24 protein-coding genes and 1 riboswitch are annotated in these 26,678 nt (G+C 42.0%); of the genes, 9 read left to right on the plus strand and 15 right to left on the minus strand.

Translation table 11 applies throughout. From position 1 onward, the window contains the following. Positions 1-41 precede the first annotated feature (41 nt). On the minus strand, positions 42-440 hold the full coding sequence (locus CWC02_RS10070; RefSeq protein ID WP_138602459.1) for an acyl-CoA thioesterase: 399 nt from the start codon (positions 438-440) through the stop codon (positions 42-44). Between the two features lie 36 nt (positions 441-476). Here CWC02_RS10070 and CWC02_RS10075 point away from each other — a divergent pair, with 36 nt between their 5' ends. Continuing rightward, positions 477-1,181 carry a 2OG-Fe(II) oxygenase gene (locus CWC02_RS10075; protein WP_138602461.1) on the plus strand — a complete coding sequence of 235 codons (705 nt, stop codon included), beginning with the start codon at positions 477-479 and terminating at the stop codon, positions 1,179-1,181. A 113-nt stretch (positions 1,182-1,294) separates the two neighbouring features. On the opposite strand, the gene CWC02_RS10080 is transcribed toward CWC02_RS10075, so the two are convergent. The 7 genes from CWC02_RS10080 to CWC02_RS10110 all read right to left on the minus strand — a co-directional run bounded on the left by CWC02_RS10080 (position 1,295) and on the right by CWC02_RS10110 (position 11,292). Continuing rightward, positions 1,295-2,533, minus strand: a complete 1,239-nt coding sequence (locus tag CWC02_RS10080) for a cysteine desulfurase-like protein (protein WP_138618010.1) — start codon at positions 2,531-2,533, stop codon at positions 1,295-1,297. Positions 2,534-2,542: 9 nt separating this feature from the next. After that, positions 2,543-3,175: a 2OG-Fe dioxygenase family protein gene (locus CWC02_RS10085; RefSeq protein ID WP_138618012.1), complete on the minus strand. Its 633-nt coding sequence runs from the start codon at positions 3,173-3,175 to the stop codon at positions 2,543-2,545. Between the two features lie 195 nt (positions 3,176-3,370). Further along, a complete protein-coding gene (gene acnB, locus CWC02_RS10090; protein WP_138618014.1) occupies positions 3,371-5,968 on the minus strand; it encodes a bifunctional aconitate hydratase 2/2-methylisocitrate dehydratase in 2,598 nt (865 codons plus the stop codon). A gap of 296 nt (positions 5,969-6,264) precedes the next feature. Then, positions 6,265-7,335: an OmpA family protein gene (locus CWC02_RS10095; protein ID WP_054552410.1), complete on the minus strand. Its 1,071-nt coding sequence runs from the start codon at positions 7,333-7,335 to the stop codon at positions 6,265-6,267. A gap of 449 nt (positions 7,336-7,784) precedes the next feature. Next, positions 7,785-8,846 carry an OmpA family protein gene (locus CWC02_RS10100; RefSeq protein WP_138618016.1) on the minus strand — a complete coding sequence of 354 codons (1,062 nt, stop codon included), beginning with the start codon at positions 8,844-8,846 and terminating at the stop codon, positions 7,785-7,787. A gap of 329 nt (positions 8,847-9,175) precedes the next feature. Further along, positions 9,176-10,588 carry a protein adenylyltransferase SelO gene (locus CWC02_RS10105; RefSeq protein WP_138618018.1) on the minus strand — a complete coding sequence of 471 codons (1,413 nt, stop codon included), beginning with the start codon at positions 10,586-10,588 and terminating at the stop codon, positions 9,176-9,178. Positions 10,589-10,596: 8 nt separating this feature from the next. After that, positions 10,597-11,292: a DNA-3-methyladenine glycosylase I gene (locus CWC02_RS10110; protein WP_054552407.1), complete on the minus strand. Its 696-nt coding sequence runs from the start codon at positions 11,290-11,292 to the stop codon at positions 10,597-10,599. Between the two features lie 183 nt (positions 11,293-11,475). After that, positions 11,476-11,672, plus strand: a riboswitch (Lysine riboswitch). 137 nt (positions 11,673-11,809) lie between these two features. On the opposite strand from CWC02_RS10110, the gene dapA reads away from it, so the two are divergent. The 5 genes from dapA to CWC02_RS10135 all read left to right on the plus strand — a co-directional run bounded on the left by dapA (position 11,810) and on the right by CWC02_RS10135 (position 17,002). Further along, entirely contained in the window at positions 11,810-12,694 is an 885-nt protein-coding gene (dapA, locus tag CWC02_RS10115) for a 4-hydroxy-tetrahydrodipicolinate synthase (protein ID WP_054552406.1), read from the plus strand. Between the two features lie 14 nt (positions 12,695-12,708). Then, on the plus strand, positions 12,709-13,449 hold the full coding sequence (locus tag CWC02_RS10120) for a 2,3,4,5-tetrahydropyridine-2,6-dicarboxylate N-succinyltransferase (RefSeq protein WP_054552405.1): 741 nt from the start codon (positions 12,709-12,711) through the stop codon (positions 13,447-13,449). Next, the gene (locus CWC02_RS10125) at positions 13,449-14,654 is read left to right on the plus strand and encodes a PLP-dependent decarboxylase (RefSeq protein WP_054552404.1); all 1,206 of its coding nucleotides are present in this window, start codon (positions 13,449-13,451) and stop codon (positions 14,652-14,654) included. The genes CWC02_RS10120 and CWC02_RS10125 overlap by 1 nt, the downstream gene beginning before the upstream one ends. A gap of 5 nt (positions 14,655-14,659) precedes the next feature. Beyond that, positions 14,660-15,778, plus strand: a complete 1,119-nt coding sequence (locus CWC02_RS10130) for a succinylglutamate desuccinylase/aspartoacylase family protein (protein WP_138618020.1) — start codon at positions 14,660-14,662, stop codon at positions 15,776-15,778. A gap of 186 nt (positions 15,779-15,964) precedes the next feature. Beyond that, the gene (locus CWC02_RS10135) at positions 15,965-17,002 is read left to right on the plus strand and encodes a phospholipase A (RefSeq protein WP_054552402.1); all 1,038 of its coding nucleotides are present in this window, start codon (positions 15,965-15,967) and stop codon (positions 17,000-17,002) included. 40 nt (positions 17,003-17,042) lie between these two features. Here the strand turns inward: CWC02_RS10135 and CWC02_RS10140 are convergent, their stop codons facing one another. Continuing rightward, the gene (locus CWC02_RS10140; protein WP_054552401.1) at positions 17,043-17,936 is read right to left on the minus strand and encodes a bifunctional GNAT family N-acetyltransferase/hotdog fold thioesterase; all 894 of its coding nucleotides are present in this window, start codon (positions 17,934-17,936) and stop codon (positions 17,043-17,045) included. Positions 17,937-18,164: 228 nt separating this feature from the next. Here CWC02_RS10140 and CWC02_RS10145 point away from each other — a divergent pair, with 228 nt between their 5' ends. Continuing rightward, on the plus strand, positions 18,165-18,854 hold the full coding sequence (locus CWC02_RS10145; RefSeq protein WP_138618022.1) for a spermidine synthase: 690 nt from the start codon (positions 18,165-18,167) through the stop codon (positions 18,852-18,854). Positions 18,855-18,861: 7 nt separating this feature from the next. Here CWC02_RS10145 and dtd read toward each other — a convergent pair whose 3' ends face one another. Genes dtd through CWC02_RS10160 form a run of 3 tightly spaced genes read right to left on the minus strand, consistent with a single transcriptional unit; the run spans position 18,862 to position 21,138 of the window. Then, positions 18,862-19,299: a D-aminoacyl-tRNA deacylase gene (gene dtd / locus CWC02_RS10150; RefSeq protein ID WP_138618024.1), complete on the minus strand. Its 438-nt coding sequence runs from the start codon at positions 19,297-19,299 to the stop codon at positions 18,862-18,864. Further along, a complete protein-coding gene (locus CWC02_RS10155; protein ID WP_138618026.1) occupies positions 19,287-20,240 on the minus strand; it encodes an alpha/beta fold hydrolase in 954 nt (317 codons plus the stop codon). Before CWC02_RS10155 ends, dtd begins: the two co-directional genes overlap by 13 nt. Positions 20,241-20,265: 25 nt before the next feature. Then, positions 20,266-21,138 (minus strand): virulence factor BrkB family protein, encoded by an 873-nt coding sequence (locus CWC02_RS10160; protein ID WP_054552397.1) that lies wholly within the window; start codon positions 21,136-21,138, stop codon positions 20,266-20,268. An 86-nt stretch (positions 21,139-21,224) separates the two neighbouring features. Here CWC02_RS10160 and CWC02_RS10165 point away from each other — a divergent pair, with 86 nt between their 5' ends. Beyond that, complete coding sequence (locus CWC02_RS10165) at positions 21,225-21,881, plus strand: DUF2959 domain-containing protein (RefSeq protein WP_054552396.1); 657 nt, start codon at positions 21,225-21,227, stop codon at positions 21,879-21,881. A 63-nt stretch (positions 21,882-21,944) separates the two neighbouring features. On the opposite strand, the gene CWC02_RS10170 is transcribed toward CWC02_RS10165, so the two are convergent. After that, complete coding sequence (locus CWC02_RS10170; RefSeq protein ID WP_138618028.1) at positions 21,945-22,874, minus strand: hypothetical protein; 930 nt, start codon at positions 22,872-22,874, stop codon at positions 21,945-21,947. Between the two features lie 150 nt (positions 22,875-23,024). On the opposite strand from CWC02_RS10170, the gene CWC02_RS10175 reads away from it, so the two are divergent. Further along, positions 23,025-24,116 carry an MBL fold metallo-hydrolase gene (locus CWC02_RS10175; RefSeq protein ID WP_138618030.1) on the plus strand — a complete coding sequence of 364 codons (1,092 nt, stop codon included), beginning with the start codon at positions 23,025-23,027 and terminating at the stop codon, positions 24,114-24,116. Between the two features lie 15 nt (positions 24,117-24,131). Here the strand turns inward: CWC02_RS10175 and CWC02_RS10180 are convergent, their stop codons facing one another. Both CWC02_RS10180 and typA read right to left on the minus strand, forming a co-directional pair. Next, positions 24,132-24,557 carry a BLUF domain-containing protein gene (locus CWC02_RS10180; RefSeq protein WP_054552394.1) on the minus strand — a complete coding sequence of 142 codons (426 nt, stop codon included), beginning with the start codon at positions 24,555-24,557 and terminating at the stop codon, positions 24,132-24,134. A 202-nt stretch (positions 24,558-24,759) separates the two neighbouring features. After that, positions 24,760-26,583 carry a translational GTPase TypA gene (typA, locus tag CWC02_RS10185; protein WP_054552393.1) on the minus strand — a complete coding sequence of 608 codons (1,824 nt, stop codon included), beginning with the start codon at positions 26,581-26,583 and terminating at the stop codon, positions 24,760-24,762. Positions 26,584-26,678 lie beyond the last annotated feature (95 nt).

Here is a 26,678-nt window from a genome sequence, read left to right on the forward strand (position 1 = left end):
CATTTTACCCCAAGCACACATAAATGTCGGCAAAAAATGGCTTATTCATCAGCGATTAGATGCGCTGTAAGGTCTGCCCTTTCTTGCTCATCAAGTTTTTGCGAGCATTTATTTGCAAAGTCGTAACGTACTAGTACGGTTTTACCAACGGCACAGCAGTTATCCTGCTGCCAAGCCTCTTGGCGCAGTACGAATGAACTTGAGCCGACATGCTCAACACTGGTTTTCACTGTGACATCGTGACCATAAAACAACTCACCCACAAAGCTTACTTCAACCTTAGCAATGATCAGTTTCCACTCATAAGGGTTTAAATCAGGCGTAAAAAACCTGAAAATAGGAGCTCGGGCGGCTTCAAACCATACAGGGAGTACGGTATTGTTGATGTGCCCTAGCACATCTGTTTCGCTAAAGCGTGGTGTGATAGTTTCAGTAAACATAGTAACCCTATAAAAAATATAAACTAAAGGTAGCTCATGACGGACTTTATTCGCGTATACGAAAACGCCCTCAGCAAAGAATTTTGCGACAACTTTATCACGGTATTTGAACAAAGCCCGCATTTAAAACAAGGCACTACCTCAGGCGGAGTAGATTTAGCGAAAAAAGACAGCCGCGATTTATACCTTAATAATCACTCTGAATACGCTGAGCAACTTAAGCATATTCAACAAACGACTGCGGGTTACGTCTTCAAATACCTTGAAGAGCATATTTTTATGATGATTGGCGCCTTTGGTTTAAAGGTTTACCATCCGCAAACAGGCAAACCTGTTGACCTAACACAAGATAACTTTGAAGAAGTCGGCAAACCACAATTGCCATTACTCGTGCAGCAGATTTTTCGTATGGGTCCAATTCAAGCACAAAAATACGATATCAATAAAGGTGGTTACCCTTATTGGCATAGTGAGGTATACCCGCAAGCAGGCCATAACGAGGCCCTTCATCGCGTGTTATTATTTATGTTTTATTTAAATGATGTAGATGAAGGTGGTGAAACAGAGTTTTACTATCAACAACGAAAAATATCGCCAAAACAAGGTACTATGGTCGTAGCGCCGGGCTATTTTACCCACACACACCGTGGTAATAAGCCTATTTCAAATGACAAGTATATTTTAACCTCGTGGGTCTTATTCAACCGTGCAGAACAAATTTATGGGCAACCACAATCTTAGCGGCAAGCTGTTAGTAGAAAGAATGCAACGTTTGATATCACGCTTTTTATGCTAACAAAAAGCAGCCCACTCGGGCTGCTTAAAACTTATAGCTTAAAACCAACAACTCAGCTTTAATCTGCCAGTAATTGATCAAATAAATCGAAAACCTTATCAAGCTCATCAATAGTGTTGTAATGCATACAACCAATGCGTACTACACCGCCGGTTTCTAATACATCTAGCTGCTTACATAGACCTTGTGCATAAAAGTTACCGTCCCACACGCAAATATGTTGCTTACCTAAAAATTCAGACACAACGCGTGGCTCGATGCCTTCAAATGTGAGGGCAAAAGTCGGTGTGCGTGAAGCTACGCGCTCTAGATCATCAATACCAAATAACTTAATGCGCGGGTAATCTGCTAAACGCGTTAAGAAATGCTTACTTAATGCCATTTCATGCTGTTTAGTCATAGCAAATGCAGCAGCTAATTTATCTCGGCGTGAATGACTATCATCAAGTTCACTAATTGCAGCAATGTAATCAACAGCAGCAATTAAGCCAGCTAGCGCTTCAAAGCTTTGTGTACCCGTTTCCCAGCGACCTGGCGCAACATCTTTTGCAGGTTCAACTTTATACGGTGTGAAACCTTCAAGGTGCTCTCGTTTGCCATAGACAATACCAAGGTGAGGACCAAAGAACTTATATGCAGAGCAGGCTAAGAAGTCACAATCAAGTGCTTGTACGTCTACTAGCTCATGAGGTGCATAATGTACGGCATCAACATAAACTAGCGCACCAACAGCATGTGCAAGCTCAACGATGCGTTTAATGTCATTAATTGAACCAGTGGTGTTTGATGCATATGTCACAGCAACAAGCTTTGTTTTGCTAGATAAAAGGCTTTCAAAATGTGCCATATCTAGGCTGCAATCAGCTTCGTTGATAAGGGTAGTTTTTACTGTCGCGCCTTTATCTTCAGCAGCTTGCTGCCAAGATGATACGTTTGAGAAGTGATCAGCATTGGTGACAATAATTTCATCATCAGCAGTCCAATCACGTGAGATGGCACGACTAAAGCTAAACGTTAAGCTTGTCATGTTTGCACCAAACACGATTTGCTCTTTAGATGGCGCATTTAATAAATCGGCTGCAGCTTGGCGAGCATTTGCCATTAACTCTACCGTTTTATCACTTGAGAAAAATGCACCGCCTAAGTTTGAGTTGAAGTAACCCAAATATGCACTCATAGCGCTTAGAACTGACTGTGGTACTTGCGAGCCACCCGGACCATCAAGGAAAATCGGTGACTGACCTGCAACTTGTTGCATAAGTGCAGGGAACTGGCGACGTAATTGCGTTAAGTTCATGGTTTACCCTTACGCAGTTAGTACGAAGCAATCAAGGTAACCTTCTTTGCTTGCGTCTAATTTATTCATTGGTGTAGCGTTGTGCCATACTTCACGGTCATTAATCAGTGCGAACATGCCGTCTTTAATTTCCATTTTGAAACATGGTTCAGCTTGTTGGTGTTCATAAACAAGTAGCTCACCACCCTCTAGGTTTTCGTGTGATACACCACATACGCATACGTGATCAAAACCATCTTGGTGAACACCTTCAGGTGCAGCTGGAGTGTCGCTGTCGATCGCAAGCATTCTGAACTGATGAATTTCAATAACGTGATCATCACTGATACCCGTCATATCGCGAAATTGATTAACGATTTGCTTCATGCCATCAGTCGCTAATAAGCTATCTTCTAGATTTTCATAAGTACGCTCAACATTACCTTGGAAGGTATTGATTGAGTCATCTTGCACAAATGCTTTTGTTGGTTGTAGTTTTAATTCACCATCAACAACTTTGATTACTGAATAACGACGCTTACGAAATTCACCATCTGCGTATGGGTTTGCAGGTAGGTTAGCAAAAGAAGGCTTAACTGCGTCAATATGTGCTTGGCTTACAAAACGAAGCTGTAAAAGGTTCTGGTTGTTTAATGTAGTCATTTCGATCTCGCCTTAATACGTTGAGAATATTGGCGAGGATTTTAATGCAATTGGTAGGAAATTTTTGCGTTATTATGTAAACGCTGATGATGATTTATGTAGCTTTAAGATCGTATTTATAAATATTTTAGAAATTTTATCTAAAATAAAAAGCCCGCTAAAAGCGGGCTTTCTTGTCATTTAATTTAGCTAAAATTAAACAGCTTGCTGAACGATTACTTTGTCTGCCTTTTTAGTGTATTGAGGCATACGGTGGAAGTTCAGGTAACGATAAGTATCAGCTGCAGTTGCATTGATTTTATCTGCATACTCTTGGTACTCAGCAGGTGTAGGTAGTTTACCTAAGATTGCCGCTACTGCTGCAAGCTCAGCTGATGCTAAGAATACGTTAGCGCCAGTACCAAGACGGTTAGGGAAGTTACGCGTAGAGGTAGAAACAACTGTTGCTTTATCAGCAACACGTGCTTGGTTACCCATACATAGTGAACACCCTGGCGTTTCGATACGTGCACCTACGCGACCAAAGATACCGTAGTAACCTTCGTCAGTAAGCTGGTCTTTATCCATCTTCGTTGGTGGTGCAACCCAAAGTTGAGTTGGGATACGGCCACTGAAACCATCTAGTAGTTTACCTGCAGCACGGAAGTGACCGATGTTAGTCATACAAGAACCGATGAATACTTCGTCGATTTTCTCGCCAGTTACGTCAGAAAGAAGACGCGCATCATCTGGGTCATTTGGAGCACAAAGGATTGGCTCTTTGATGTCTGCAAGATCGATTTCAAGTACGTGCTTGTACTCTGCATCTGCATCAGCTTCCATAAGTTCTGGGTTAGCTAACCACTCTTGCATTGCTGTGATACGACGCTCAATAGTACGAACATCGCCGTAACCTTCAGAGATCATCCACTTAAGCATTACGATGTTTGACTCAAGGTATTCAGCGATAGACTCTTTAGAAAGTTTAACAGTACAACCTGCCGCTGAACGCTCAGCTGATGCATCAGAAAGTTCGAAAGCTTGCTCAACTGTTAGGTGCTCAACACCTTCGATTTCTAGTACGCGACCAGAGAATTCGTTGATCTTACCTTTCTTCTCAACTGTAAGAAGACCTTCTTTGATACCGTAGTAAGGGATAGCATGAACTAGGTCACGTAGTGTGATACCTGGCTGCATTTCACCTTTGAAACGTACTAAGATTGACTCAGGCATATCAAGAGGCATTACACCTGTTGCTGCTGCGAATGCTACCGCACCTGAACCCGCTGGGAATGAAATACCTAGAGGGAAACGAGTATGTGAGTCACCACCAGTACCTACTGTATCTGGTAATAACATACGGTTTAACCATGAGTGGATTACACCGTCACCAGGACGTAGTGATACACCGCCACGGTTCATGATGAAATCAGGAAGTGTGTGGTGAGTGTTTACGTCGATTGGCTTAGGATAAGCTGATGTATGACAGAAAGACTGCATTGTTAAGTCTGCAGAGAAACCTAAACACGCAAGGTCTTTAAGTTCGTCACGTGTCATAGGACCTGTTGTATCTTGCGAACCAACAGTTGTCATTTTCGGCTCACAGTATTGACCAGGACGTACGCCAGGCATGTTACATGCTTTACCAACCATCTTCTGAGCTAATGTGAAGCCTTTACCAGAGTCAGTTACAAGCGCAGGCTTACGGAAGATATCTTCTGCTTCCATACCTAGTGATGCACGTGCTTTATCAGTTAAGCCACGACCAATGATCAGTGGAATACGACCACCAGCACGCACTTCATCAAGGATTACGTCTGATTTAAGAGAGAAAGTCGAGATTACTTCATCAGTACCGTAACGCTTAACAACACCTTCGTATGGGAAGATATCGATTTGGTCACCCATGTTTAGCTCATCAACAGGTAGTTCGATTGGTAATGCACCAGAGTCTTCCATTGTGTTGAAGAAGATAGGAGCGATTTTACCGCCTAAACATACACCACCAACGCGTTTGTTCGGTACGTGAGGAATATCATCACCCATGAACCAAAGTACAGAGTTAGTTGCAGATTTACGAGATGAACCCGTACCAACTACATCACCAACGTATGCAAGAGGTAAACCTTTCGTTTTAAGCTCTTCTAGTTGTGAGATTGGACCAACTTCACCTGGCTTTTCAGGATTGATACCATCACGTTCGTTCTTCAGCATTGCTAAAGCGTGTAGTGGAATATCAGGGCGAGACCATGCATCTGGAGCAGGTGAAAGATCATCAGTATTTGTTTCGCCAGTTACTTTGAATACGGTAACTGAGATTTTTTCAGCAACTGCAGGCTTGTTCACAAACCACTCAGCATTTGCCCAAGATTCGATTACTTGCTTAGCAAATTCGTTACCCGCTTTCGCTTTTTCTTCTACATCATAAAAAGCATCAAACATTAATAATGTGTTTGATAAACCTTTAACAACGATTGGCGCTAACGCTTCGTCATCTAAAAGGTCAATCATAGGCGCGATGTTGTAACCACCTAGCATAGTACCAAGTAGCTCAGCTGCTTTTTCTTTTGATACAAGTGGAGAGCTCGCTTCACCTTTTGCAACTGCAGCCAAGAAACCTGCTTTGATGTAAGCAGCATCATCAACACCTGGTGGTACACGGTTAACTAGAAGATCAACGATAAACTCTTCTTCACCTGCCGGTGGATTTTTGATTAATTCAATAAGATCAGCCGTTTGCTGAGCATCTAATGGCGCTGGTACGATACCTAACGCGGCACGTTCTTCTACGTGTTTACGATATTCTTGTAGCACAATATTGCCCTCTTGGTGACGTGAAAGTACTCGGTAGTATTAAGCTAAATACCAATTAAGACCCAGTACTTATAGTATTCTGACAGTTAATTATAAAGCTTTTAAGTATAGATGAAAATCCATGCGGTAAGTAAGGAGTTTAATAGTCACTATAAATATCATGAATAGTACTAGAAAAAAACGCTATTCAAATGAATATTTATTAAGAATCATTCCTATCTAACCAATTCCTAGTACTTAGAAAAGAAAAAACCCAGCACTAGGCTGGGTTTTTAAAATTTGCGTAAAGAGTTAGATTAACGCTCTACTTTAACACGTTCAATGACAGTTACTTTCGCTTCAACACGACGGTTTTCGGCGTGAGCTTCTGGTGTGTTAGCTGGGTTTTTAAGACGCTCTTCACCCATACCAACAGTAGTTAGACGCATTGGATCAATGCCATCTTCGATTAGTTTCTTAGCAACCGCATCAGCACGTTTCTTAGATAACCACTTATTGTAGTCAGCTTTACCTACTGATGAAGAGTGGCCTTCAAGCACTACGTCAGTACCTGGGTGCTCTTTTAAGAATGCTGCTGCAGCATCAATATCATCTAGGTATTGTTGAGATACTTTAGATGTGTTGTTAGGGAACGTGATTAGTAAGCTCTTAGTTACTTCACGATCTTCATATAGCGTACAACCAGTGCCATCAACAGCGTCAGTCATTGGTGTATTTGCACATTGATCGTCTGCATCAGGGATATTATCGCCATCGCTATCTACTGGTTCTACAGCAACAGGAACAACCGTAGGAGCAGGCTCTACAGGCTCAGCTGGCGCGCTTTGAGCACCGAAGATGTAGCTAAGACCTAATTTAGCACCCACATCTGTATAACCACGATCTAGGCCTTGGTATAAAGACGTTTCTGCATTAAATGCGAAATGCTCTGTAAAGTAGTGTTGATAACCTGCACCCACATTAGCAAACATTAAATCTTCATCAACCGCATCAAGATTTTTTAAACCAAAAATACCGTAGAAAGGACCACCACCAAAGTGGTAAAGACCATCAATACCGTAACGCTTACCACTTTCTGAACCACTCATCGACGTACCGTCGTTTAATTCAGCTTTCCAGTCAAAATCCATATCAGCGTATTCTAGACGCGCACTCCAGTAATCACTGAAGCGGTAACCTAACTCTAGACCCCAGCCTGTTGAATCATCAACATCAAGACCGCCTGGTGCGTAGTCACGAACATTTTCCCATGAATTATCATAGTAATCGCCAAACGCACCAATATAAAAACCTTGCTTTTCAGCAGCGAAGCTAGAAGCACTTGTTGCAGCAAGAGCTAAAGCTATAGTTAGTGATTTTAGTTTCATGTTTCCTTCCCTTCCATTTAAGTAACTAAAGGCTGTGTAGCCTAAACTCTGTCAAGATAGATGATGAGTAATTAATCCAAACTTAATAAACTAAAACTACAATAAATTTGTTAATTTCAAAACACCACCTAAAAAAGTGACGTTTAGCACCGTCGAAATGCCATTGAATGGCATACCAAATTAACAGTGCTCAAAAAAACTCTAATTTACCTAGTGATAATTACACGAGATAACAATAAGAACATAGTACAATAATCACCCATTTGCTGCGATGATTCAAATCAATATAAGTGTACCTTATTTTTATACCATGCCGTATACCTTTAAGAGTATCGCGTTTATTAAAAAAGTAAATGCGTTTTTAAGGTATAAAAAAAGCTGAACCATAAAAATAGTTCAGCTTTAATCTCAAGATTATTAATAAATTACAATAAGCTAATAGTAATCTATTACTTACGCATAACCTTTACACGTTCAACCGTACTAATTTGTGCTTCAACACGACGATTTTCTGCATGCGCTTCAAGCGTATATGCTTTGTTCTTCAGGCGTTCTTCACCATAACCAACCGTAGAGATTCTATCTGATGAGATACCGTCTTTAACTAACTCTTCAGCTACATCTTTAGCACGTTTTTCAGAAAGCTTCATGTTGTAATCCGCATCACCAACTGCTGATGCATGACCTTCAAGAACAACTGATGTGCCTTCGTTTTCTTTCATAAATGCTGCAACATCAGCAATATCGCTGAAGTATTTATTTGGTACTTCTGCAACATCATGCGGGAAAGTAACTAGTAAAGTGATTGTTGCCTCTTTTTCTTCATAAAGAGTACAGCCCTTGCTATCTACCGCATCAGTCATTGGTGTATTTGCGCATTGGTCATCAGCGTCCATTACGCCATCGTTATCGCTATCTGTAGGTCCACTTACTACAGGAGCTGGCTCAACAGGAGCCGCAGAGCTGCTTTGATCACCAAAGATATAGCTTAAACCTAACTTAGCACCCACATCGGTATAACCACGATCAAGGCCTTGGTACAAAGAAGTTTCGGCATTGAAAGCAAAGTTATCTGTGAAGTAGTGTTGGTAGCCAGCACCAACGTTTGCAAACATTAAATCCTCATCAACAGCATCAAGGTTTTTCAAACCAAAAATACCGTAAAATGGGCCACCACCGAAGTGATATAAACCATCAATACCGTAGCGCTTACCACTTTCAGAACCGCTCATCGATGTGCCATCGTTTAGTTCAGCGGTCCAGTCAAAATCCATATCAGCATATTCTAAGCGAGCACTCCAGTAATCGCTAAAGCGATAACCCAGCTCTAAACCCCAGCCTGTTGAATCATCAACATCAAGGCCGCCTGGTGCGTAATCGCGAACATTTTCCCATGAATTATCATAGTAATCGCCAAATGCGCCGATATAAAAACCTTCTTTATCAGCAGCAAATGTTGAAGCACTAGTTGCAGCAAGTGCCAAAGCTATAGTCAGTGATTTCAGTTTCATTGTTTCCTTCCCATTTTCATAATAAAGCTCGTAAGAGCTCGTATTTTTTGAGTAATCAAAACTTTAACAATACAAAAAACGATTAGTTACTTTGCATTGACATTCAACTTATTAATTAATCCATAACTATTAAGGTACTAATAATAGCCTAGCCTAATTTCGTAGATAAGCGATTAAATGTATGACCAAACCAGCTTCGAATACCGTATGAGATCATCTTTTAAAGCAATAGATTAGCCTAAAATCTATAATACCACCGCCTATTAGAGCGCTCAATCAGCATACAGTTAAATTCAATAAATAGGAATTTTCCTAGTTAATTTAAATGACTAGGTCCCACAAAAAGTTTGATAATTTTTATCATAATCTTTTGGGGCCTGAAGCCATTCAAAGTGACGCTCATCGTAAACATATGGATCGTTAAATGCTTCTAAAAAGGCGTCTTTTAATGAACTTTCTCCCGATGCTTCGTATTCCGCTAGGATCATTTCAATAGTATGATTACGTGGAATGACTGCAGGATTAACAGCGCGCATAGTTTCATAACTTTTAGACGAAATCCTCACGTTCCACTTTTTATGCCACTCTTTTAAACTAGTTGGAATTGCGAAATCCGCAAGTAAAGATTCAGTCAGAGCATTGAAAGTATTAGTATAATCGAGCTGATGTTGCTTCATTAAACCTAGCAACTCTGAAACTAAAGCATGATCGCCTTCGTGCTGACCTGCTAATCCTAATTTCTGCTGCCACATAGTATTAAATGCATCATTAAATTTAGCTGCAAAGCCATTTACAACCGGTGAGAGTTGTTCGACGGCACTCTCTTGATCAGCAAATAACGGAATTAAGCTTTCAGCCAAGCGTGCAATATTCCAATTAGCAATATTCGGTTGATTTCCAAATGCATAACGCCCTTGATGGTCAATCGAACTAAATACCGTGTCTAGGTCAAACTGATTCATCATCGCACAAGGGCCATAGTCAATGGTTTCACCACTAATCAAGGTATTATCTGTGTTCATCACACCGTGTATAAAGCCAATTCGCATCCAACTGATAACCAGCTCTATTTGCTTATCGAGTACAGCAGTTAAAAACTCAATATAACGCTGCTCACCCGTACTGCTAATGTCTGGAAAATGACAATTAATTGCGTAATCAACGAGCTTCTCTAGCCCTTCTATATCACCTTGTGTAGCTAAGTATTGAAATGAACCAACACGGATGTGACTTTTAGCTAGGCGAGTAACAACTGCCCCCGGGCGTGGTGGCTGACGATATACCGTTTCGCCAGTTGTAACCACAGCTAAACAGCGCGTAGTTGCGATGCCAAGCGCATGAAGTGCCTCACTCATAATGTACTCTCGAACAGCTGGACCAATGGCACAGCGACCATCACCACCGCGCGAGAACACTGTTGCTCCAGCGCCTTTTAGCTGCAAGTCCCACAATGTGCCATCTTTATCTGCAATAGCACCAAGTAAATGCGCTCTACCATCACCAAGACGCGGTGAAAAATGACCAAATTGATGACCTGAGTAACCAAGAGCAACCGGCGCAACGTCGTTATCTATCGTTGAACCAGATAGCAATTTAGCTAAAAATTCGCTGTCGTGTTTAATTGCGAAATTATCAGCTAGCTTGTCATTAAATAGCAGTAATTGCGGCTCGGCAACAGCGCTCGGCATATCCTTGATAGCAAGTAGTTCACTAATATCTGTGTATCGAGTTTGCAGTTTCATAACTGTCCTTAACGTGTTGCGACACCCACACGATTATCGCCTACACCATAGGCCACTAGTTGGCTTAGTGCCTGCAGGCTGTAACCGCTTTGCTGTTGTAATTCGTTGAAAAAATCTTGCGCTGCTTGCAGTGACTTTTTAGTTTGTAAGCCGCCATCTATCAACTCATGGGCACGCAAATAGGCTTCTACATCCCGAGAAAGTAAAAAAGTATCTTTACCAAGCGCTCGTAAAGCGTATGGGCCAGTATTTCCCCCTAAACGCGCACCATGCTTTTTAAGATAAGCCCACAAACCAATAATATTGTCAGTAGGCCAATCTGCAATAAATTGGCTAAAGCTGCCATGCTTCTCAGCAACTTCGTGGATCATGTACGCATTTTCTGGGATCGTTTGTACTTTTTTAAAATTACGAACAATTCGCTCATCACTGGCTTTTTGCTCGAGCATATCTGGCGGCATCATCAACAATTTTTCTACACTGAAATCCCAAAACACATCACGAAAACCAGCCCATTTATTATTGATAACAGACCAATAAAAACCGCTTTGAAAGACTTTACGCGTGAACTCTTCTAACCATAAATCGTCATGCATTTTAGCAATATCAGCATCGTCGAGCGGGTTTGATAACAGTGCTTGCAGCATTTCTTCACTGCCCTTTCGAGATACGGCTCGTTGATAAATATCGTTAAATTTTTCCATCATTTTTCCAATTGATTTGGTTAGCGCTAAGTGTACGTAAAAACACGGTTATACGTAACCATGTTGCAAATTCGGTCACTAAAAAACAAATTCCTCGCCTTGACACCTAGACGGCTAAAATGCTTTAATCGCTGCAAATACCCTATTTAAGTATGTTGGCTTTAACCTTTAAAGCGAGCATAAAGGGCTGGAAGAGGTGCGTTATTCAGGTAGCGTATGGGAAGAGCACAGACTCTGTTGATCATACGTGAGGGGAATTAACGCCGAGAAGTAACACCGTTTGTGAGGTGCTTATTTCGGGCGACTGGGCTGAATCCCAGCGACTGTCACCAACAATAGCAAAGTGCTATTGATTAGTTTGGTGGAGAGCTTCTGGTCTTAGTATAATAAGGCCGTCGCGTCTTTATTATTTTAAGCCCATTCGCTCTTCGAATTATACCTTGTTCGAACGACGACATGCGGCTCCATTCAAATGTTCCCGCATAAACTCTTCGAATACCTTATAAGTTCGTGAGAGATGATCAACAATTTTGATTTAAACGACTATCCATTATGGACAGCGCTTGTCACGCCATTTTCTGAATCTGGCGAGGTCGATTACACGGCCCTTGAACAACTGGTCGCAGAGCAACAAGATGCAAATAACGGCATTTTATTGCTTGGCAGTACCGGTGAAGGACTGGCGCTTTCACTCAAAGAGCAACAAGCCATCGTTGAGCATGTTTGCCAATTAGCACCGAGTGTACCACTCATGGTTGCTGTGGGCGGCATGAACCTCAAACAACAAGTTGCTTGGGTTGAATACTGCAACCAACTACCTATTCATGGCTATCTATTGGGTTCACCTCTGTATGCAAAACCTGGGGTTGTTGGCCAAACGCATTGGTTTGAAAGCCTACTAAACGCAAGTAACCACCCTTGTATGCTGTATAACGTACCTGGACGCAGTGCAGTTGAGATTTCACCGCAGGTGATCAAAAACCTTGCTGACCACAAAAATCTTTGGGCTTTAAAAGAAGCCAGTGGCGACATTAGCAAATTTGAAGGCTTTAGAACGGCATCGCCAACACTGGCCATATTTAGTGGCGATGATGCTCTTATGCCGTATTTTGCTCAAGCTGGAGCAAAAGGTTTAGTTTCGGTTGCCGCGAATGCTTGGCCGAGTCAAACCCATGAGTTTGTTAAACGCAGTTTAAGTGGTCAATACCCAAATCTATTCACCGATTGGTCGCAAGCGATTCAAAGTTTATTCGCTGTGGCAAATCCAATCCCCGTAAAAGTACTGATGCACCTGCAAGGTAAAATAAATACCCCGCATTTACGTCCGCCGCTTACGCATTTAGAGCTTGAGCAAACAGACAGCATCACCCACGCAAACAACACAATTTTATCTTGGAACTAAAAACAGGTTTTATCATGAGCTGGTTAGAATTATTAAACAACTTAGAATCAGGCGCAGTTCGCGCGGCAACACAAGACGAGAACGGCAACTGGCACGCCAATGTTGAAGTTAAACAAGGCATTTTAGAAGCCTTTAAAAATGGCACAAACACTGAGTTCCCGGGTGGTTTTGTTGATAAGCACAACTTAGCTCCACAAGGCTTTGCAGCCGATGCTGGCGTGCGTATGGTACCAGGTGGTAGCAGTGTTCGTCGTGGCGCACACGTTGCTAAAGGCACCATTATCATGCCACCAGCATATGTAAATATTGGCGCGTTCATCGACGAAGGCACGATGGTCGACAGCCACGCATTAGTGGGTTCATGCGCACAAGTGGGTAAAAATGTTCATCTAAGTGCAGCAGTACAATTAGGTGGTGTGCTTGAGCCAATTGGTGCCAGCCCTGTGGTTATTGAAGATGACGCATTCATCGGTGCAGGCTGCGTTATTGTTGAAGGTGTGGTTGTGAAAAAAGGTGCTGTACTTGCGCCGGGTGTACGTTTATCGGCAACCATTCCTGTTTACGATTGCGTTAATGAGCGCCAGCTAGACAAAGGTGAAGCCATCCCAGAAAACGCGATTGTGATCCCAGGCTCTCGCCCAGCTTCAAATGCATGGGCTCGTGAACAAGGTCTTAGCATGTCGTGTGCATTGATCGTGAAATACCGTGATGAACAAAGCGATGCATCATTACTGTTAGAAGAGGTTTTACGTTAATGAGCTTTTTGAGCACGCATATCAAGCAAGCGGTTGAGCAAGTTTCAGCGCATCTTGATACGCCATTTTTTATCTATGATTTAGATAAATTAACTGCACATTTAAATCAACTGACTGCGCAAACCGATGTGAAACTTTGGTATGCCGTTAAGGCCAACCCGTTGTCTCGCATTATTCAATGTTTAGACAGCGCAGGATTTAACTTTGATGTTGCAAGTAAAGGTGAACTTGAGCAAGTACTTGCCCAAGGCATCGATAGCGAGCGCGTGCTCAACACTGGGCCTGCAAAGAGCCCTAAACAAATTTCACATTTTATTGCTCGCGGCGTACGTACTTTTGTCGCCGAGAGCATTAACCAAGTGCGCTGGTTAAACGAACAAGCAACAAAAGCAAATTGTCAGCTGCAAGTTCTATTGCGTGTTCAACTTCGTTGGCCAGACAGCGAAAAGAATCCACTTGGCGGCGATAGTCTTACTCCTTTTGGTTTGGGCTGCGATGAGTGGCAAGCACTCACTGCAAGTGATTACCCTGCTCTTAGCTTTGATGGTCTGCATATTTTCCAATGGGGCAATATGCTGAGCACTGACAAGCTCGCCGAGCTATGGCGCGCGATGATTGCGCCACTGCAACAGCTAGCACGCTCATTAAACATTAACCTTAATATTCTCGACTTAGGGGGTGGCTTAGGCATTCCTTATACTCAAGATGCTAACCGACTCGATTGGTCTGCACTTATTGAGACTTTGGCTAGCATTAAAGCAGATGCCGGTGTCAAAGAGCTTTGGATGGAACTTGGCCGCTATGCGGTGGGCGAATGCGGCCATTACGCAACGCCAGTGGTTGAGCGTAAAGTAAATTACAATCAACAGCAGGTGATTTTATCAGGCGGTATTAACCATTTACTTCGCCCAGCTGTGACAAGCCAAGATTTCCCTGCGGCCTTACTTCGCGAATCGACGGCTGAGCCTGCGGCAATGACTTTATACGGCCCGCTTTGCACCGCCCTTGATTGCTTAGGTGAGCACCAATTAGCGAGCGATTTAAATGAGCAAGACTGGTTGGTATTCAGCCAATGTGGCGCGTATGGCTTTACCGAAAGTATGCCGTACTTTTTATGCCACGAATTAGCCGCTGAATACATCCTTGAACAAGGCAATATTGAGTGCATTCGTAGCGCTGAAGATGCCAGCTATTATTTAAGGTAATCGCCATGAGTAAAGAATTAATCAGCCAAGAGAATATTGTGGTTGGCGAGATTGCCAACGGCCTACCTCTGACAATCCCAGTGTATCGCTTAAAAGGGGATGGCACAGGCCCAAACGTGTATATACAAGCCAATATGCACGGCGCTGAAGTACAAGGTAATGCAGTAATTTATCAATTGCTTGAGCAGCTAAAATCACTCAAGCTGCGTGGCGATATTACCCTAGTGCCTTATGCCAACCCTATTGGTTGCAATCAAAAATCAGGTGAGTTTACTTTAGGTCGCTTCGATCCAATTACGGGCACCAACTGGAACCGCATGTACCGCTTTAATAAAGCATTACCGTCACAGGTTGCTGAACAGCATAAAGACTGTGATGATGCGACCCTTAAAGCGGCGTTTAAACAGGCACTCGTTGCTGACATCGATAGTCAATTAACGGGCCCTGATTACAGCCTAACAACGGGTAAGCGTATTGCCCTTAACTTGCAAAAGCTTGCCCATCAGGCAGATATTGTTTTAGACCTTCACACTGGGCCTATCTCAAGTCAGCACTTATATTGCCCTGAATACGCCAAAGACAGCGCGAGCTACTTCAACATCGAACATGTGTTATTGATCCCAAGTGATTTTGATGGCGCGATGGATGAAGCGAGTTTCTGTCCATGGTGGTCACTGTCTGAAGAGCTTGGCAAACAAGGCCGTGAATTTGCTGTTCAAGTAGAAGCATTCACCGTTGAGCTAGGTAGCCAAGAAAAAATCGATTTAAGTGCGGCACTTGAAGATGCAAATAGCATTTTAAGTTACCTCAATCAAAAAGAGGTATTAGTTGATGCTGCGTATCATCCAAAAGCGATGACACGCTATGCCTGCATGCTTGAAGATTATGTAGCTTACTATGCCCCTATGGGTGGCATGGTTGAATACCTTGCCCCACTGGGCGGCCATATTAAAGCTGGTGAGCCTATCGCCCATGTTTTAAGAATGGAGCGCTACCTTTCTGAGCAGCCGCTACAAACATTAAGTTTTGATAAAGACGCCATTGCTATTTTGCATTTTGCTTCAGCAAGCGTGAATCAAGGTACCGAACTTTATAAGTTTTTTACCAACGTATTTGAGCTATAAGCCCATCCCTTCTCATTGCGTGAGAGTCAACGGCTTATGCTCTTAGGCCGTTACAGCAGGGCTCCAAGCTTAGCTTGGGGCTCTCTATTTACCTAAAATTTCAACAATTCAGTACAAGTTCACGGTTACTTATGTAAAAATCGTTATAATTATACCTACTTACAAGTCTACTGAAAGGGAACTGCAATGGGATGGCGCATTTGGCTGGCAGCCGCTGGCTTATTTTCTGTACCTGTATTTGCTCAAACTGAACAACCACAAACTAACGAACAAGATGATGCTCTAGAACTCGTAAAGCAGTGTATTTTGAACGAAGCTATTGGCGGTGACGGCAAGCAAACACTCGAAGAACTTCGTAAAAAGTGCTCTGATTTAGATGAAAGCAAAAAGCTCACCGCTTTAGACAAACGTAAAGCGCGTGAAGAAGTGAGCAAGAAAAACCGTAATGTGATCACCCCACATAAGCGTAACTATATTTTACCGCTTTCTTACGTATCTAATCCGAATGAGCGCCCTTTTGACGGCCTAAAAGACCTTGCTGAGCAAACTGATGGCGAGCCACTTGATAACCTGGAAGTAAAATATCAACTATCAATTAAAGTGCCAATCTTCGAAGACTTCTCTGATAAAGATCAGGGCGTATTTTTTGCATTTACCATGCAATCGTTTTGGCAATTTTACAATAAAGATATTTCATCGCCGTTTCGTGAAACAAACTACGAACCAGAGATCTTCTGGGTGAACTACCTTGATCCTGAGCATGTGCTTTGGGGCGATGAAATGGCGATTGCAATTGGTGCTTCACATCAATCTAATGGCCGCAGCCAGCCTAATTCACGTTCGTGGAACCGTATCTATGCTGACTTCTTATGGGAAAAAGATGGCTTTGTATTTAGCTTTAAGCCTTGGTACCGCATTCCTGAAGACAAAAAAGACGATGAACTAGAAGCTAAAGGTGATGACAACCCTGATATCTACAAATACATGGGTTACTTTGAATTCTCGGGTGCATACCGTTACAACGAGCATGAGTTTAGCTTTATGACCCGTAATAACTTAAATTCAGATAACCGCGGCGCAATCCAACTAGACTGGTCTTTCCCTCTTTGGGGCAGATTACGTGGTTATGCACAATACTTTAATGGTTATGGTGAGAGCTTAATTGATTACAACGCCGATATTGAACGTTTTGGTGTGGGTATTCTGTTAACTGACTTGCTTTAACTTAAAGAGCGAGCTTTAGTTAGCTCGCTCTGAATATTCGTTATTTTTTAACGATGAAGTGACCTTCAAATTCTGCTACTAGCACATCACCATCGTATACATTCACTGGCACATGGTAGCTTGCTTTGCCATTGTCCTCTAGCTCCGCCAACTTGCCTTTACAGCCAGCCAACTCAACACTCCCGCGAGGATCGTTATTCAGTGGTTTAAGGTATTTAATGTTGGCATCTGCTAACACGATATTCCCTTCAAGGCCAGCTTCTTTAAGCGCTAGGTAAGTTGCGCCCCAGCCTGTTAAGGTCGCTAAACTATAAATCGAGCCGGCAAACATAGTGTTATGAAGATTTAAGTTCGCATCTAGATCAGCGCGCGTAGTAAACTGCCAATCGGTATAGCTTTCTACTTTAATTCCCATTGCATCGCTGATAGGGATCGACTCACGCCACGTGTTTTGTAGTACTTGTGTCCAGTTTGGATGACGGAACCAACCCGGCTCAGAGGGTTTTTGTTTTACCATTTTCCAATGCTGTACATCGTCATAGGCAAGGTGTGCTTTTTCTTTTAATTCGTAGCCATGACGCTTATAGAAATCAAGGGCTCGCTCACGAGCAAACAATACCAGTTCATCTGCATCTTGAGTCCATGCGATTTTTTCTAATTCATGTAATAAACGGCTACCAATATGCTGGTTACGATTACCTTCAGCAACCGCCATATAACGAACTTGCGCTTGCTGATGATTATTAAAATGCAGGCGAGCTACGCCTAATACTTCGCCATCATTATTTTTGATAAAGCGGTGCTCTGCGTCTTGCTCTAAGTCATCTTGTTCAGAACCGCGCGGCTCGCCCCAGGGTGCTCTTAAAACCTGCCAACGTAATGAATAGTATGCTTGCCAATCTTCGCTGCTTTGCGGGGTGGTCACTTTAAACATAAAAACTCCTGTGATAATTCAGCCACGGGTCTGTTGTTTTTCTGTCGTGGCCTTTGCAATGCGAATTACGATACGCGATCTTCTATCAAGTTGGAATAATACTTTGGTGACCCAGCCTAAATTATTATTCATGGCTGTAAAAACTAATGCACAATTGCACTTTATGCTTACTGGTCTATGCTGAAATAATTGTCTAATTATTATAATAACACGCTAAAGGCCCGAAATATGGAACATTTTCTTGAACCCAGTGGCGCAGTAAAACATAGTTTTATTGAGGACTGTCACCGATTAGGGCAGCTCATTTATTGGCATAAACAAGGCAATTACAGTATTCAAGTTAGGCAACTTAACCAATTACGCTGGTTACTGATCAACGAAACCCTGCAATCGGTCATTGAAAAACGCCGACCTGCCAGATTACTTTTCCCTCATTTACAATACCTTGCAAAGCTTTGGCAAGACTTAGAGGAACCGAAAAAGATTTTAGAATTAGGCCTAGGTGGTGGTGCTATTCGTAACTACTTACAGCACACCTACCCTGATAGCCAACTGACATCGGTTGATAAAAACCCCGACATAATTCACTGCTATAAACGTTACTTTGGTGGCGACCATGCCAGTAACCTGCACTGTTTTGATGCGCAGCAAGTATTAGAGCAAAACAACGAATACAATTGGATCATCTTAGATTTATTCAGTGAGGTAGATGCACCATTATTTTTATACAAGCACCTGTTTTACACCAAACTAAGAGCAGCGATGGCAAAAGATGGCTTGTTGTTCATTAATTTTTTGTCCAATCACCCATCGCAACTAAAGCAACTTGAGCACCTGCTAATCACCGAGTTTGGCAAGCGCCCAAGCATTGTAAAAATCCCCGACTACGTGAATCATATCGTGATGATCAAAAAGTAGCTGTCTATTACACAGATAAATTAAAAGTAACGGGACCATCGTTACATAGGCTTACTTGCATATCAGCACCAAATTGCCCTGTAGCCACTGTTAAGCCTGCTTTTTTAGCCTCTGCAATAAAATACTCATAGAGCGTATTGGCTTGTTCTGGCGTGCCAGCACTTGAAAAGCTTGGGCGCATGCCCTTTTTGGTGTCGGCTGCTAAGGTAAACTGCGAAACCACTAAAAGCTCACCTTTGATATCGTTCAAACTTAAGTTCATCTTTCCTTGTTCATCGGTAAAAATGCGGTAATTGCTGACTTTGTGTAAAAGCTTCTGGGCGCTTTGCTCGGTGTCCGGTTTTTCAACACCTAATAGCAGCAAAATACCTTGTGAAATTTCACCAACTACTTCGCCTGCCACTTCTACTTTTGCTTGTTTTACTCTTTGAATTAAGCCTTGCATTGATCCCTCGATAACTTGATATACATTAAATCTGCGGCACGTCGCATTGCCGCCAAATATACCTGATTATCGCTGCTGTGCCCAATGCCATCTAAAATCAATAATTGTGCATTTAACTGTTCAGCAAGCTGCTGTACGGCACTATATCGACAGATCAAATCGGCGCGGCCATGAATAAACCAAATCGGTAAATGAGTCAGTAAATGTGCATTTTCTGCGATAAAGCCTTCTTCAATGAAACAGCGATGACGAAAGTAATGCACCATTAACTTTGCTTGATTTAACCCGACATGGGGCTCCTGTAAACTCCAGTTTGTCAAAGGCTCGCCATGACATAGCACCTGCTCCCAATGACACCATAACTTGGCAAATTTACTGGCTTTAATTTGATCGTCACTGTTTAGTTGCTGCTGATAAAAGTCGAGTAAGGCACGCCAATCAGTGTAATCATGTGCAAATTCATTAAAGCACTCAGGGTAAAAATGCGCGCCGGCTCCTTTTGTTGTGTAAAGCCACTCGAAGTCACTGTTACAAGCTAAAAAGCTAGCCCGTAAAATAAGCCCTGCAACATGCTTTTGGTGATGAATAGCATAGACAAGTGCCAAAGTCGCACCCCATGACTCACCACACACCAGCCACTTTTCAATACCCAGTTGTTGGCGTAAATACTCGAGATCGGCAACTAATTCTGAGGTGGTATTGGTTGAACTATCATGGGGTGTTGAGTGACCGCAACCGCGCTGACTGAACATGATCACTCGAAAACGTTCTAAGTCGAAAAAGCGGCAATTTTCAGGGCATAGACCCGCACCAGGACCGCCATGGCATAACACCACAGTAATCCCTGTAGACGCACCATATTCTTGCACATGGATTTGATGACCATCGCCAACACTCAAATGGTAATCGCGGTTGGCAACATATTGTGGATGTAACTGCACCTCGCTCTCCTTAGGTGCAGTGAATTTAAACCTCTATATCTGGCGTGTCCTCGATATTCTCAGGGCTGATACATACAGTAAATTCTGCACCGAGTAATACGACAATCCACGACAAATACACCCATACAAATAAAATAGGGATTGTCGCCAACGCCCCATAAATAACTTCGTATGATGGGAAGTGGCTGATGTACAAAGCAAAGCCTTTTTTTGTCAGCTCAAACAACATAGCTGCAAACAAAGCGCCCGGAATTGCCGCTCTAAATGGAACTCGTGTGTTAGGAACTAAAGTATAGAGCATAATGAAGCCAATCATTGAAATTATGTAAGGTAATAATTTCAATAAAAAGCCGCTAAAGCCGGGGATACCTTGATCGGCAAACGACACTAACGACACGATGTATGAAGTAACACCAATGCTAGCCCCTAATAATACAGGGCCTAGACTAAGCACCATCCAATAAACGGCAAACGAAATCATCATTGGACGCTTTTTCTTAATACGCCAAATTCGATTTAATGTAGCATCGACATTGCGAATAAGTAACAAAGATACCGCCGCTAAAAAACCCACACCAACGGCAGTCATTTTATTCGCATTACCGGCAAAAGCGCTGATATGCTCTTTAATTACATCTGTAGAGGTCGGCACAAGGTTAGTAAACAAGAAGTTTTCTATAGTTACTAACGTGCTTTCAAATCCTGGGAAAGCAGAAAAAATAGCCACACCAACCGCCACTAAAGGCACGATTGATAATAAGGTTACATAAGCCAAATAACCCGCATTGACTGTGATTTGATCGTCAATACAACGATTGAGATACTGCATCCACCAAGCAGGTTGTTGTTTTAAGAAAATGCTTATTTGCAGCTTATACCGACTGAGCTTCTCGTCCATAGAATCTAATTTCTGCTAAAATGTTTTGATAATCATAGCAATCCACCACATAATTTGAAATGACAGGTACCTAAAAAGGATTCTCAATGAAAAAACTGACACTTTTAAGTGCACCACTATTTGCAGTTACAATGGCATTATCGGGCTGCCAGTCAGCTTATTACTCAGCCATGGAGTCTGTCGGTGTGCATAAACGCGACATTTTAGTGGACCGCGTAGAAGAAACAAAAGAAGCACAGCAAGAGTCACAAGAAGAGTTTCAATCAGCACTAGACAGATTAACCACGCTGATCAACTTTGATGGTGGTGAGCTACAAGATGCCTACAATCAACTGAATGATGATTACGAGTCGAGCTTAGCTGCAGCGAACGACGTTACAAACAATATCAATAAAGTAGAAGATGTAGCTGAGGCACTGTTTGATGAATGGGCCGACGAGCTAGAGCAATACAAAAGCGCCTCACTAAAACGTGAAAGCAGCAAAAAGCTCAACGCAACTAAGCGCCAATTTGATCAACTGCTTCGCTCAATGCGCAGTGCAGAAAGCAAAATGGAACCCGTGTTATCATCTTTACATGACAACGTTTTGTACTTAAAACATAACCTAAACGCACAGGCTGTTACAGCTATCAAAGGTGAGTTCACAAATCTTAAACGCGATATTAAAGTGTTAATGGACGATATGAACAAATCAATTGAAGACTCGAATAAGTTCATTGAGCAAATGAATAAAGCAGGTTGAGATAGTTAGCTAAAAATTAATGCGGCAATTAGCCGCATTAATTTTATTAGAGCATATAAAAATTTACTTACAACTATATGTAAAGATGTGTTGATCACCTTGCGTGCGGTGTGATGTTACCACGCAATTTGGAGTGTGCCCTCCATGACTGTCAAACAGTAAATTTATATAATTGAGAAATATTGTTTCACCATTGCTTTTATTTTTAAAAACAAATTCATTATTTAAGTCACTAACTTTTAATGGAATACTGTTATTATCTGCATCTTTTGCGCTCATAATGATGAACACATCATTTGTAAAGTCTATTGCAGCTTTGACAGAGCCGTTATAAATACTTTTATCGGCAGATTCATAAAAATTAATTGTCACGTAGAGCCCCATGTCTTTTCCTGTGGGTATTCTTACGGCATCTAGAGCAGAGTCAATTAATTCAGAAAACAAAGAACCATCTTGGTTTAAATAATAATCAAATGCATTATTTCTAAAACTAGACCGACTTAAGAAGGTATACGGATCTCCTTTAACATCAAATCCACCTACATCTTTTAAAACTGAAGAGGTACTTTTTTGGTTGCTTATCTCAGCTCTAGAAAATGCGGCGATCGATTGGCTCGAGTCAGTGCCCATATAATCTGTTTCAGCATCATTAGAAACAAACATAGCAACACTTTTATTTTTCAATAGCAATATTGCTTCTTGCCTAAACTCCAGAATTAAATTTGCATCAAATTGCTCTTCATAGCTCAACTCAACATTAACAGCGTTACGTATAGGCTCACCAAAGCTACTAAATCGCAAGCTCCTGTAATACTTTTTCACTTGCCTGTTATCAAAATCAAAAATAACCACATAGCTAGACCCCGACCGTTGTTGTGAAAACGCAGCTAAGTTTTCCATTCCATTAGTGGAGCAGCCATTACATGTTAACGAGTCCGTAGCGGCTAAACACGACAGTGAAAATACACCAATTAAAAAAGCAATAATTTTCATTTATCCTCCTTGATTGCTGTTCGAAAATCACTCAAATCATAGCAAAAAAAAAACGCATCACAAATTAGTCAATATTTAGTTACTTTTTAATGATTTATCTTAATTTTTATTTTGCTAAACTCACGGCAAAGAATAAAAAGTAAGCATAGTATGCATTTAAAAACACTCTCAACACTTATTGCAGCAGCACTTATAAGCGCATGTAGCAACTCAAATACAGTGAATGTTATTGCCGGTGAAGGCACTATAACCCCATTAAAAACTGAAGGTGACTTCGAAGGTCGCTACCACAACCTTTATCCGGGTGATAAAGAATACCCAACAACCTGTACAGACAATTGCTATGAACCATCAGAGCTACTTATATGTGATGACAGCAATTCTCAGTGCCAATATCAAGCAGAACAAATAGTTCCAGCAACAAATACAGGGTTTATAGTCCGTTGGTTAGGTCATGCAGGCTTTTATATTCAATCACCAAATGGTGAACAACTGTTGTTTGACCCTGTTAAAGATCAGTTTGACTCACCCGTAGACTTGGCCTTTAAACTTGCTGGTGGCAGTTATCGTAAGCCCGGATTTTGGCCTACTAAGTCAGAGCTCGAAGGTTTAAACGCGGTAATGTACTCACACATTCACTATGACCATTTTAATAAAGCAGATATCGAAGAAATTGGTAATGCTCCCCGCTATTTAGTGCCACTAGGCTTTGCAGATAATTTTCCGACTGGTGGCTTTAATATTTCAGAGATGGCGTGGTATGCAAGTACACGAATTAATGACCTAACGATTCATTCGGTGCCGGCCCATCACTTTAGTAGTCGTATTATGGTTCCCTTTATTTACGACGATCACAATATAGACTTATGGAATGGTTGGTTACTTGAGCAAAATGGTAAGACCTTGTTTTTTGCTGGTGATACCGGTTACTCAAAACACTTTCAAGATATTAAGCAAAAATACGGCGAGATTGATGTGTGCTTAATGCCAATTGCTTCCTACTACCATGAAGAAGATGGTAAGTGGTATCGTTATGTTCATACTACACCTGAAGATGCATTAAACGCGGCAGAAGAGCTAAGCTGTAAAGTGATGATCCCATGGGGTTACGGCAACTCAAGCTGGCAAATGGGTGACCATTCAAGTCATTCGGCATTACTTAGGTTGTTAAATATGCAAAAGCAGATGAACAGCCAAGTTCCAGTTTATATAATGAACGAAGGAGAGCAAATCTCGCTTTAAAGGTACGGGCTAATATTAAATAACTTTATCCAGCATGGAGTCTCGCAAAGCAAGCATCAATTTGTGAGCACTTCCTGCTGACATTGCTAATGGATTAAAATCGCTAGTACCTGAGTATTTAATATTTAATGGCGTTGTTAGTTTTGAATATGGTATGTACCCCATCGACCACTTTTCGAATTCCCGCTCTGCAATTTCGCAATAGTTCAGCATGATAATGTTGCGATGCCTTTTATCATTCAAAATACGATGATACGTTGCATTCACTGCTTTTCGCGATCCTTCAAGACACTGCATAAAATGAGTACTATTAAAACAAAGTAGCCCTGTTACATTACATTCAGCATTTTTCTTTTTCGCCTTTTCGAGAATATCCTCAATATCATTAGGCCCAAACCCATCGCTAATTTCACTTGTATAAATCAGTCTAACTAAATACATCTTACTCTCCTGCAAGTTGGATTTAGAAAAGATAGTACAGATGGGGGAGTTAGTAAAAAGTTGCGAGTTGCGTTTAGAAATCTATATAAATTAAGTTGGGTTTCGCTTCGCTCTGCCCAACCTACCTGGCTTACACTAAAACAAAAAAACCGCCGTATTTTTCAATACGGCGGCTTCTATTTTGCAAAACTAAAAGACGTTTTTAGTCTTTAGCTGCACGGCTCGCACGCTTACGCTCACTTTCAGTTAAGTGACGCTTACGAATACGGATGTTCTCAGGTGTTACTTCCACTAACTCGTCATCATCGATGAACTCAATCGCTTGTTCAAGCGTGTAGTTTAGTGGTGGAACAAGCGTTTGCGCTTCATCTGTACCCGATGCACGAACATTTGTAAGTTGCTTACCTTTAAGCGCGTTTACAGTTAGGTCGTTGTCACGGCTGTGGATACCGATAACCATACCTTCGTAAACTTCAACACCGTGACCGATGAATAACTTACCACGGTCTTGTAAGTTGAATAATGCGTTAGTAAGTGCTTTACCAGTTGCGTTTGCAATCATTACACCATTCTTACGAGCACCGATAGTACCGCCTTTATGTGGACCGTAGTGATCGAATGTGTGGTAAAGAAGACCAGAACCAGACGTTAATGTCATGAATTCAGTTTGGAAACCAATTAAGCCACGGCTTGGGATCATAAAGTCCATGCGTACACGGCCTTTACCATCTGGAGACATGTCTGTTAGTTCACCCTTACGAAGACCAATTTGTTCCATGATAGAACCTTGGTGCTCTTCTTGACAGTCGATTGTAAGTGTTTCGTATGGCTCTTCTTTTTGACCATCAACTTCACGAAGGATTACTTGTGGACGAGATACAGCAAGCTCGTAACCTTCACGACGCATGTTCTCGATTAAGATACCTAAGTGTAACTCACCACGACCAGAAACACGGAAGCTATCTGGGTTGTCAGTTTCTTCAACACGTAATGCAACGTTGTGAACAAGCTCAGCTTGTAAACGCTCAAGAATGTTACGTGACGTTACGAATTTACCTTCTTTACCAGCAAATGGTGATGTGTTTACAGAGAACGTCATTGTTACTGTTGGCTCATCAACGCTTAGTGGTGGTAATGCTTCAACGGTATTTACATCACAGATAGTGTCTGAGATTTTCAGCTCACCAAGACCAGTGATTGCAATGATGTCACCTGCGCCTGCAGATTCTGCTTCATGACGCTCAAGGCCTAAGTAACTCATTACTTGGCCAACTTTACCGTTACGCTTAGTACCGTCTGCGCTTACAACAGTCACCTGTTGGTTAGGACGAACAGTACCACGCTTGATACGACCTACACCGATAACACCGATGTATGAGTTGTAGTCAAGCTGAGAAATTTGCATTTGGAAAGCACCTTCAGGATCTGCATCCGGTGGAGATACTTCGTCAACGATCATCTGGAACATTGGTTCCATGTTATCTGATGGCTCGTCTAAATCCATTGTTGCCCAGCCGTTGATAGCTGATGCATAGATTACTTTAAAGTCTAACTGTTCGTCAGTTGCACCTAGGTTATCGAATAAATCGAAAACTTGGTCCATAACCCAGTCAGGACGTGCACCAGGTTTGTCGATTTTGTTGATAACAACAATCGGCGTTAAACCTTGTGCGAATGCTTTTTGCGTTACGAAACGCGTTTGCGGCATTGGACCTTCTTGAGCATCAACAAGTAGTAATACTGAGTCAGCCATCGAAAGTACGCGTTCTACTTCACCACCGAAGTCGGCGTGTCCTGGGGTGTCTACGATATTGATATGGTAGTCGTTCCAAGAGATAGCTGTGTTCTTAGCTAAAATGGTAATACCACGTTCTTTCTCAATGTCGTTTGAGTCCATTACGCGCTCTTCGTTACCGCCGCGCGTTTCTAATGTGCCTGATTGCTCAAGCAGTTTATCAACCAAAGTTGTTTTACCGTGGTCAACGTGGGCGATAATCGCTATATTTCTTAACTTTTCGATGCTCATATTTTTTCTCAGAGAAATTGAATCTCATTGATCCTGCAAGATCTACGCAGTCACCTGCGTTTTCACCAGATGTCCCAGCATAGGATTTAAAAGGG

It is taken from the genome of Pseudoalteromonas sp. S2721 (assembly GCF_005887425.1).
Classification (GTDB): domain Bacteria; phylum Pseudomonadota; class Gammaproteobacteria; order Enterobacterales; family Alteromonadaceae; genus Pseudoalteromonas; species Pseudoalteromonas simplex.